The organism is Epilithonimonas sp., assembly GCF_056329745.1.
Genome location: NZ_JBWEYV010000035.1, coordinates 1 through 2,419, shown reverse-complemented (window position 1 = coordinate 2,419; position 2,419 = coordinate 1). Strand labels below are relative to the sequence as shown.

The following is a 2,419-nucleotide window of genomic DNA, read 5'->3' as shown; positions in this document are numbered from 1 at the left end:
TAATAACCAGAGTTTCGTTGGGCTCGAAGAGCCAACAATGAAACTCCTGTTGAACGGAAGCTTCGGGAGCTTTTTCAACACTATGGGTTTATCGTAAAGTTTTTAGAAAATATTTCAAGAGAACAGGACGTTCTCTTTTTTTTAGGCATTCGTTTTTGGCGAACTTTGTCGGTTTTATCGTGATTTCCTTCATGTCGGGGCATAATTTCCCTTACCCAAATCTTTTAAAATGCAGATTTAGGAGCATGTAAATTTCGGCTAATCTCCAAAAACCAACTTGGCGGACCTCGAAGATCGAACGTGGCAATCGTTACCAAATTTCCAACTTTACAACAACTACATTTCGGCTGAAAAACTTTTGGCGGAAGCTTTTCTTTAGGCTGGATGCCTAATTTTTGTTGCAGTTTTTTAAGCTTAATTCGTTTCCAAGTGCTGCTCAAAAAACCATAATGACGGATTTTCACAAATCTTTTCGGCAAAATATGCATCGCAAAACGGCGGATAAACTCCTCGTGGCTCAAAACCATCTGCTTTTTGATGCCTTTTTGGCGGTAATCTTTGTAAGAAAAAGTGACCGTCTCCGCATCAATTTTTCTGATTCTCTGGTTGCTGATGGCGATTTTATGCGTGTATCTGCCCAAATATTCTACCACAGATTTTGGGCTTCCAAACGGTTTTTTAGCGTAAACAACCCAAGACTTTTCCCACAGATTTTGCCTGATTTTGGGATATTGTTCAAGATTTTTATCTTTTAGTTTCTCACAAAATTTAGCCCTGAAAACCTTACTCAAAGCCTTTACCGGAAACAAAAATTTGCCGTCTGAACGTAGATTTTTCCAAGTTCCGCTTTCATCCACACCACCGCCCGGAACAATGCAGTGCAAATGCGGATGAAGACTCAGATTCTGCCCCCAAGTGTGCAAAACAGCAATCATTCCCATTTGGAGATTTTTGTTTTTGCCAAACGTTTGAAGGGTTTCCCAAGCCGATTCAAACAATATATCATACAACATCTTGGGCTCGTGAAGTGCGGTTTTGTTCAATACATCAGGAAGCGTAAAAACCACGTGGAAATAAGGTACCGGAAGCAGTTCGTTTTCCCGTGTTTGTATCCAATCTTCTCGGTTCCGTCCTTGACATTTTGGGCAGTGACGGTTTCGGCAGGAGTTGTAACTGATGCTTACATTTCCACATTCATCACAAGCATCGATATGACCGCCCAAAGCCGAAGTTCTGCACTTTTTTAAGGCAAATAAAGTTCTTAACTGCCAAGAATTAAGTTCTAAATTTTCCAATTTTGAACCTGAAATATTTAAAACATCGGCGACTTCATATTGAGGTTGAGATTGAGGTTGTGGTTGAGTTGGCTGTTTTTTTATGGTTTTAAAACCTCTCATTTCTTCCCAAATTCCGAAAACAAAGTATCGAGCGGTGAAAAGAGTTTTTGTGTGGAAAGTTGTGCAATTTGGAGATAAATCAACGTCGTATCAATACTTTCGTGGCCGAGGAGATTTTTGATGCTCAAAATATCCATCCCATCTTCCAGAAGATGCGTCGCAAAACTGTGACGAAGCGTATGAACACTAACTTCTTTCAAGATTTTTGCTGCTCTTGATGCCTGTTTTACCGCCCACTGAACGCCTCTTTGTGAGTAGCGGGAATCAAACTCTCCGCCGGCACGGTTTCCACGAGGTTCTCCAAAGAGATAATCTTCCGGTTTTTCCGCTTCGATATACTTTTTGAGCCCACGAATCAAATGATCGGAAAGTGGTAAATAGCGGTCTTTTTTTCCTTTTCCCTGAACCACTTTGAGTTGTTTTCGATCAAAATCTAAATCGCATAAACGGAGATTTCGAACTTCCATACATCGCAATCCGCAGCCGTAAAGAATGCCGATCAAAATTTTATGTTTCAGAAGTTTACAGCCGGACAACATCTGCCAAACCTCCTGTTTACTAAGCACTACAGGCAGTTTTTTCTCTTTTTTAATTTCCGGAAGACTCAAAAAATCATAGCTTAAACCTTCCGATTTTAGCAGAAACCGAAGTCCGTAAACGGTGTGTTTAAAGTACGATTGTGATGGAGATTTTGATTTTTTCTGAAGGTAAAAAAGGTAATCGTGAATTTGCTCGGGATCCAATTCTGTAGGAATTTTCCCGAAATGTAGCGACACCGCAGCCACGTGTCTGGAGTAATTTTGAAACGTACTTTGGCTTCTTCCCAACACCGAAACCGTACGTTCAAACCTTTGCAAAAGCTCCGCAAATCCCGGAACTTCACGCTTTGCCTGATTGATGATTTTGTTTTCTCTAAGCTCTTCTACACTCTTTTTTTTGTTGCCATTCTATTGATTTTTAATTAGTTTTACAAAGTAACTAAATATGGCGCTGAGAAAGCTACCGAAGGTTTAGTTCAACAT

General features: G+C 40.2%; 2 protein-coding genes. Both read right to left on the bottom strand.

Annotated features, from left to right (window positions below):
• Window positions 1–224 precede the first annotated feature (224 nt).
• Window positions 225–1,397, bottom strand: a complete 1,173-nt coding sequence (locus AC00Y6_RS15270; protein WP_474491479.1) for an IS91 family transposase — start codon at window positions 1,395–1,397, stop codon at window positions 225–227.
• Window positions 1,394–2,254 (bottom strand): tyrosine-type recombinase/integrase, encoded by an 861-nt coding sequence (locus AC00Y6_RS15265; protein ID WP_474491478.1) that lies wholly within the window; start codon window positions 2,252–2,254, stop codon window positions 1,394–1,396. Before AC00Y6_RS15265 ends, AC00Y6_RS15270 begins: the two co-directional genes overlap by 4 nt.
• Window positions 2,255–2,419 lie beyond the last annotated feature (165 nt).